Here is a 7763-nt window from a genome sequence, read left to right as displayed (position 1 = left end):
GACAACCGTCTCAACTACATAGAGCCACCTTACTTCTTAAAACCCGACAGGTCACTTTATGAGATAACCTGGAGACAGGGGAAGTAGATAGCAATTTCCAGCAAATTAAAAACTAAAATATAAAAAATAAAAACGGCCTGTTTGCCGGCAGACAGGGTAAGCAAGGGTTTTGCATCGCAAAGACCAAGATTTGTCACTGCGAGCCCGAAGGGCGCGGCAGTCTCAGAAATTGTTTAGACCAATAAGTTAATAAGAGAAAGTCGAGATTGCCACGCTCCTTTTGGTCGTTTGCAATGACGAGAAAGAATGTTTTCTACTCTATACTCTATTCGCTATCAGCCATCAGCCCCGCCAGCGGCGGGCAGGTATCTACAAATTCTCTAAAGTTAATCTTTAATTATGTCGATATTTTATTAGAATAAGAATTTTATTAAAAAAAGAATTTTTGGAGGGGAAATGAAGTTTTTTTCCAAAGATGAGAGAGGGTTTACTCTTGCTGAAATAATGATTGCGATGACCATTCTCGTAATTGGGCTTATTCCAATTTTTGTAATGTTTTCTGAGGGAATAGGTTTGACGGCTCGTTCGACGGAACTAAGTCTTGCAATAAATTCTGCTCGCGACAAGATGGAAGAGATAAGAAACATAACCCATAATTCCATTACGATAGGAACGTGGCCGGATGAGGAAGTTGTCATTGGAAACAGAACCTTTGTAAAGCGTGTAACGGTTGATAATTCAGATGTTGCCGGTGCCGGTGGTAATTTAAAAAAGATAATAGTTGAGGTTTTTTGGGAACACGAGAACACTACGGAAAGTACATCTTTGGTGACCTACCGCTGCAATAAGCTGGAAGAATAAGAAAGAGATGAAGCAAATGGTAATAGGCAAAAAATATCAAAAAGGGTTCTCATTAATTGAATTAATGGTTGCCGTTGCTATTTTATGGGTTGTAATAGGTGGATTATATACGATGCTTATTTCAAGTCAAGATATCGCGAATATTGGTGAAAGTCAGATAGACGCGCAGAAGGTTGCAAGAAACGCGACAGAACAAATGACGAAGGAGATTAGGGAGTGTTATGAAATTATTTCGATATCAGCAGACGGTTACACCATCAGAGTAAGGGGAATTCAAATAGTAGAGGAAGAGTTAAGTCCAAAAGTAGCAGGCTCTTACAACGTTTATTCTTCGGCATATTATCCATGGCTTTTGACAGATATCTCGTTACCCGTTATTTACGTAAACGATATCATACAGGACTTAGACTCTTTAAGTATAGATACTGATAATGGAGAGGTAACATTTAGCACACTATTGACCCTTATTGATACAGTTAAAGCAAATTATACTTATGATGCTTATATTGAGTACGGACTTTCTGAGTTCGATAAAACTTTAAGGAGAAAGATTATAAGAATTGGCGATGGAGCTGAGCTGGAAAATACAATAGTTGCCAAGTATATTGCAAACGGGGAGCTATCAATCCCAATTTTTAGCCGGTCAGGTGATTTAATTAGTATAAGTTTAATAATAGATAGGGATACGGATAAATTGCCGGAGGCCTATAAGTTAGATACAGATGTAAGGTTCCGAAGCAAAGGTTAGGATGTGATTAAAATGTTTAAAAATCGCTTGTTATCATCCGAAAAAGGGTACGCGTTGGCATTTGCATTAGGCATTATGGTAATCATGATGTTAGTTGGCACGATGTTTACAGTATTAATTTACAATGAAATGCTCTCGTTTTCGAGACACAAAGAAATTGCCCAAGCTTATTATCTGACCGAGGCAGGTGTTAATCACGCCCTTTGGAATCTAAACAATGGGGTATCCGGCTCAGTGGCTTCAGAAGCTTCTCCGATTTCACTTGGTAATGGCAGCTATTATACTGTTTTTGATTCTAATTCTAAACTGTTGACTTCGATTGGGAAAGTTGCCGGTGTTACAAAAAAGATAACTGTTCATGTCACCCTTGGAGTTACGCCGGGCTCTTTTGATAGGGCACTATCAGGTGCTAAATTTACGGCTATCCACGGAGATGAAATAAGCGACCCCAACGATCCTTGGGATATGAATTATAAAGGAGTGTTCATTCACAATGCAACCACTGACCTTAATAAAGTTGTGGTCATGAGCGATGGTCAGTTAATTATTCATGGGTATGTGGTAAATGATGAAAAGGAATTGAATAATCCTCCATATGATCCAGAGTATCTCGGATATGCTTATTCAAACGCAGGTGTTGGCCCCGACAGTAAAAGGTATGTCGAGGGGTCAAAAGTTTATCCTCAAGCTCACTGGAAAGACGATATTGTTGGACAGGTTGAGCTCCCTGAATTTGACACTTCATCTTACGAAAAGAAGATAGCTTCGGCGAAAAAAGAGGAAACTGGCGATGTAATCTGGAACAATATTACTAAAACATATGACCCCGGAACACAAGTGTTAATCAGCGGAGATTTAACTATTACTGGCTCCACGGTTCAAAACAGCAATCCCAGTGGGAGCGCGGTGGAAATAGTCGTCTTTGAAAATGTAGTAATCGACCACTCAACAATTGGTTCAAATGTGACCATTATCGCCGGTGGCGGTTCTGTTAATGATAAGAATAAGCTTAAAAACGAGCTTGCGCTGGAGATAAAAGGTCAAAATAAAAATGTTTGGACCACTTTGGGGGATGAGTGCCAGTTTTATAGTAACGGCATGACTAAGATTGCAGATTATGTTCGAACGGAAGGCAAAGATACTCCGGACACATCGGACGATGGAGAGATAACCATAATTTCAAAATATGGAGTTAATGTTTTAACGGAGCATGATTCGTCAGATACGGATTATCATATCAATTATGAGGGAATAATATTTTCGAAACAAAAAGTAGATTTTGATCTAAAGACTAATGGAGGAGACGTGCGTATAGCTGGATGTGTGGTGGCCGGAAGTGCTGGTGCTGTTTCTCCGGATGGATATATAAACTTTGGAAGTACAACTCAGCATCGCTTGGACATTATATTTTTTAGAGGTGCTGTTCCAAAGCTTGATGAGTTAGCCGCTTTTAAAGTTGTTACGGGAGCGGTTTTAGACTATTCCACCTGGCGGGAGCGGTAAATTTTAAAGATTTTACGGTTTTATGTCGATAAATAAAGTAATTTTAAAACATCGAGTATATTGTTTGCAAAAATAGTATATTTTAAGTATTATGAATTAAAATTATGGCGGTAGATGCTATAATAAAAACTAAACTAAATAAAATAATTAATTATTTGCCCCGCCCGAGGCGATATTACTAGCAACTTATTAAAGTTGCAGTTATGGAGGATTGAGTGGGCTTTTTTAAATTTAAGTCTTCATTAAAACCAATAGGGTTAGATATTGGAACGAACACAATAAGAGCTGTTCAGCTAAGTGGTTCTCAAGAAGCGCCTATTTTGTCTAATTATGGGACAATTGAAATTCCTCGAGGAGCAGTCTCTGATGGAGAAATTATCGAACCCGAAGTTGTGGGGAATTCTCTAATTGAGCTTTGGAAAAAGATGAAAATCTCTGAGAAACAGGTTGTTACAGGGGTAATGAATCAAAAAGTAGTGGTTCGTTTGGTAGAGCTTCCTTTTATGCAAAAAGATGAGTTGCAAGGAGCTCTTAAATTTCAAGCTCAAGAATTTATTCCAATTCCCATAGATGAAGCAATTATGGATTTTGAAGTAGTTGGCGACTATGTGAACGAAAACGAAGATCACTTGGTTGAAGTGTTATTAGTTGCCGCTCAAAAGGATATGATTGGGAACAATCTTAAAGCTCTTGAAATTGCTCGGTTGAAGCCGGTTGCAATCGACGTGTCATCTTTTGCAATTGTTAGAGCGCTTTCTTTTAGCTCTTCACCCGATTTGATGGCCGAAGATAAAAATGATAACGTTGTCGCTTTCATCCATGTGGGTGCCGGAATAACAAACATATCTATCGTAGACGGCAGGGTTATTCGTTTTAATCGAGTAGGTGTTATAGCAGGAAATAACTTTACCCAAAGCATAGTGGATGCTTCAGGCGTGTCTTTTGATGAAGCTGAGGAGTTAAAGATAAACGTGGGGTTAGCACCGCAGAAAGGGAAAAAACTCGCGGGCATACCTAAAAAATATCAAGAAAAAGCAGTGGATGTGCAGGAAATCTTAGAAGGCGAGGCAACAAAGTTTGTTTCTGAGGTCCGGCGTTCTTTTGACTACTATCTTTCTCAAGCGCCAGGTAAAGATATAAAAAAGATTATTTTTACCGGAAGTGGCGCTATGTTGAAAAATTTTGATTTATTTATGAGTAAGAATTTGAATGCCGATGTCAGTCTGGGTCATTCTTTAGAGAAGATAAAAATTGCACCGGGGTTGCCTGAAAAAGAAATACAGAAAGACGAGTTATCGATGGCTATCTGTTTAGGGTTAGCTCTAAGGGAGTTTGTAAAATGAGCATTAATTTATTACCCGGAGAAATAATTCAAAAACGTAAGACTGAAAAAAGACTTGTTTATCTAATGATAGCAGGTGTAATTTTGGTTGTTTTTATGGTTTTTACTTCTTTGGGTTTAAATTTGAAAGTTAGCCGGGAAGATAAAAAATTAACAGAAATTAAAGATGAAAGGCAAAAAATAAATTCTGAGATAGGACAATATAAAATATACGAAGAAAGACATGCTGAGCTTCAAAAAAAACAGGGCATTTTGGACAGCGCCATGGCTAACGAAATTGCTTGGGATAAGTTTTTAAATGAAATTAGCATGGTTATACCGAGTGATGTTTGTTTGGAAAGTTTAAGCATGAGTGTCGATAAAATTACTTATACCGGATATACTTTTGATTTTCCGTCTGTTGCAAAATGGTTGATACGGTTAGGGGAAATTAAGTCATTGGACAACATATGGTTTACAAATGCCGGTAAGGCTGATTTAGAGCTTAAGAGTGAATCCGGTATTACTTCGATAATTTATGAAATTGTTAGGTTTGATTCGACATCTAAGATGATTGAAGAAGAAACAAACGAGTCAGCTTCATCTGAGAATTCTTCCGAGATTGGTGCCGAAGAAGGTGTTAGTGAATGAAACTTAAAATGTCTCAAAAAGATCAAATGATTTTGATGTTGACGGGAGTTCTTATATTAATGCTTTTGTTCGCGTTTTTTGTGGTCATGCCTAAGATAAATCAAATTAAGGATTTAAGGACTCAACAGGAATTAGAAAACAACGAGCTTGAATCCGCAAAAGCAACACTTAGCCGTCTTAAGAGTTTAAAGAAAGATTCAGCAAAAATTGAAGCTGAGATAGCTAAATTAAAAGCAAAAATGCCCGAAAATCCCGAGTTGCCATCTTTAATTTTGCAAATTAACAAAATTGCAAGTGATGCCGGGATTGATTTTATAACAATTTCTCCCGGTGAGCTTCCCGAGATGGGAGATAGTGAGTATATCAGTGTACCTTTATCGATAACAACTACAGGAAGATTTTTTAATTTAATTGATTTTTTGTATAGGGTTCGCAACAATGAGCGTGAAATAAAGATAACGAGTGTAAGTATAGGGGCTGGACCAGATGGATTGCCGCATTTAACTGTTTCAATAAAAGCGGATGCTTTTGTTGTGCGGTAAGGTTAATTAAAATAGGAGTTTTATTTGAGGAAGGACAAAAAGTGCTTAAGAAATTGCGCGAGTTTTTAAAAACTAAAAAAAGCCAAATAAGCTTGGCCACAAAGACCAAAAAAGGCCAAATAATTGTAGGTGCAATTGGAGTACTGGGTATCTTTTTGGTAGTTTTAGTTGTGCTGTTCTTAGTTCTTAAAGGGTTTCAGGTAAGTGAAACCCCTGTGATAATTAAGCCACCTGCCGGTTCGGAGGTAGTCGGAGAGAAAGCGAAGGTTGAATCCAAAAAAGAAGCTCCTGAAATTGGAGATGAAAAGATTGAGGGTTTTGAGGTTTATGAATATAAAGATCCGTTTGAGCCAATAGTTAGCGTTCCTTCCGACCCGGCAACAACTACGTCAACTGAAACAACCGATGGCGTGTCGGATTCAGGAGTATTAATATTAGTATTAGAGGACATTTATACTGAAAATGAAGTAAAATATGCTTCAATAAGATACGGAAGCACAATCTATAAAGTGACCGAAGGCGACAGGGTGGATGATTCTCCATACCAAGTTGTTTCAATAGGGGAAGACAGTGTTACTCTTTTATACGGTGAAGACCTGATTGAGATAAAGCTTGGAGAGGAAATTATCAAGTGATATAAAAAGAGGAATTTAAATCTATATCCTTCCAAACGGCACTTTGTAAAGTGCCGTTTATTTTAATAAATTAATTAAAAAATTTTTATTAATGAGGTGAGCAAATGTTGAGATATATGACGGCTGGAGAATCACATGGTCCGGGGTTAACTGCCATAATTGAGGGATTGCCCTCCGGCCTTGAGGTTTCAAGACATTTTATAAACGAGGAGCTTTCAAGAAGGCAAATGGGTGTTGGCCGTGGCGGCCGCATGAAAATTGAAAAAGATGAAATTGAAATAATTGCCGGTGTGAGAGCTGGTAAAACTTTAGGTAGTCCAATTTCGTTTTTAATTAAAAACAGAGATTGGGAAAACTGGTTAGAAGTTATGTCCAGCGAGGAAACTGAGCGAAAGCCGGAAAAAATTACTAAACCTCGGCCGGGCCACGCAGATTTAGCGGGAATTTTTAAGATGAATTTTGACGATATCCGCAATGTTTTAGAGCGGGCAAGCGCTCGGGAAACCGCGGCAAGGGTTGCTGTGGGAGCATTTGCCAAATTACTCTTGAATGAATTAGATATAAAAATATTGAGTCACGTTGTCAGAATAGGGTCATGTTCTACATCTCTTAAAGTATCACCGAAGCCAAGTGAGTTATCTAAGATTGATTTATCTCCGGTCAGATGTTTTGATAAAAAAGCGGAAACCGAAATGTTAAAAGAGATAGAAGCCGCTTCTTTAGCCAAAGATTCGCTGGGCGGTATTTTCGAGGTATTGGTTTATGGTTGTCCTCCGGGCCTTGGAAGTTATATTTCGTGGGACAGGCGTTTAGATGGGAGACTCTCACGAGCTATTGTAAGTATCCCTGCCATAAAAGGCGTTGAGTTTGGCGAAGGATTTAAAATTTCCGGACTTTATGGTTCTAAAGCTCATGATGAAATTTTTTATGATGGTTCCAAAGGATTTTACAGGAAAACAAATCGCGCCGGAGGCCTTGAAGGCGGCATGACAAATGGTGAGCCGATACTTATTAGAGCCGCTATGAAACCGATACCTACTTTGAGTAAGCCTTTAAAGACGGTGGATATTGTAACCAAAAAACTCGTTTCTGCTCTTAAAGAACGAGCAGATGTATGTGCTGTTCCGGCTGCGGCGGTGGTGGGCGAAGCAGTGACTGCTTTTGAAATTGCCAATGCGCTTATAGAAAAGTTTGGCGGAGATAGCATTTTGGAGCTAAAAAGAAATTATGAGGGTTATTTAAAGCAGATAGCAGATGCTTGCCCGCCTCTGGCGGGGCAGATAGCTGATAGCAAGAAAAGGGTAAGGTCAGGATTAAGGATTAAGGAGTAATTGGTGGAGATTAAATAGAAATTAGGGGTAATTAAGTTGTAATTAAATGGAAACCGGGAAGAGATTATGTGGAAATTTCGAGTAAGTAACTGTTAATCTCTACAAATTTCAATTAGTTACAATGAATTTCAATATCAGCACTCAGTAAAAATTAAGTAGAGAGATTAGGTA

8 protein-coding genes are annotated in these 7763 nt (G+C 38.4%); all 8 read left to right on the top strand.

The features are described 5' to 3' along the window. Positions 1-456: 456 nt before the first annotated feature. The 8 genes from Q7U95_RS06020 (at position 457) to aroC (ending at position 7592) form a co-directional block, all read left to right on the top strand. Positions 457-861: a prepilin-type N-terminal cleavage/methylation domain-containing protein gene (locus tag Q7U95_RS06020; RefSeq protein WP_308752759.1), complete on the top strand. Its 405-nt coding sequence runs from the start codon at positions 457-459 to the stop codon at positions 859-861. A gap of 16 nt (positions 862-877) precedes the next feature. Beyond that, a complete protein-coding gene (locus Q7U95_RS06015; RefSeq protein WP_308752758.1) occupies positions 878-1609 on the top strand; it encodes a prepilin-type N-terminal cleavage/methylation domain-containing protein in 732 nt (243 codons plus the stop codon). Between the two features lie 12 nt (positions 1610-1621). After that, positions 1622-3112, top strand: a complete 1491-nt coding sequence (locus tag Q7U95_RS06010) for a hypothetical protein (RefSeq protein ID WP_308752757.1) — start codon at positions 1622-1624, stop codon at positions 3110-3112. A gap of 215 nt (positions 3113-3327) precedes the next feature. Then, positions 3328-4455, top strand: coding sequence for a type IV pilus assembly protein PilM (pilM, locus tag Q7U95_RS06005; RefSeq protein WP_308752755.1), 1128 nt, complete (start codon positions 3328-3330; stop codon positions 4453-4455). Then, positions 4452-5084 (top strand): PilN domain-containing protein, encoded by a 633-nt coding sequence (locus tag Q7U95_RS06000; RefSeq protein ID WP_308752753.1) that lies wholly within the window; start codon positions 4452-4454, stop codon positions 5082-5084. The genes pilM and Q7U95_RS06000 overlap by 4 nt, the downstream gene beginning before the upstream one ends. Further along, the gene (pilO, locus tag Q7U95_RS05995; RefSeq protein ID WP_308752751.1) at positions 5081-5626 is read left to right on the top strand and encodes a type 4a pilus biogenesis protein PilO; all 546 of its coding nucleotides are present in this window, start codon (positions 5081-5083) and stop codon (positions 5624-5626) included. The genes Q7U95_RS06000 and pilO overlap by 4 nt, the downstream gene beginning before the upstream one ends. Before the next feature lie 41 nt (positions 5627-5667). Then, positions 5668-6261, top strand: a complete 594-nt coding sequence (locus Q7U95_RS05990) for a hypothetical protein (protein ID WP_308752749.1) — start codon at positions 5668-5670, stop codon at positions 6259-6261. A 104-nt stretch (positions 6262-6365) separates the two neighbouring features. Then, entirely contained in the window at positions 6366-7592 is a 1227-nt protein-coding gene (aroC, locus tag Q7U95_RS05985; RefSeq protein ID WP_308752747.1) for a chorismate synthase, read from the top strand. The last annotated feature ends 171 nt before the right edge of the window (positions 7593-7763 follow it).

It is taken from the genome of Candidatus Oleimmundimicrobium sp., from assembly GCF_030651595.1.
GTDB lineage: Bacteria > Actinomycetota > Aquicultoria > UBA3085 > Oleimmundimicrobiaceae > JAUSCH01.
Note: the sequence above shows the minus strand (reverse complement) of the source record. Positions and strands in the feature narration are given on the sequence as shown.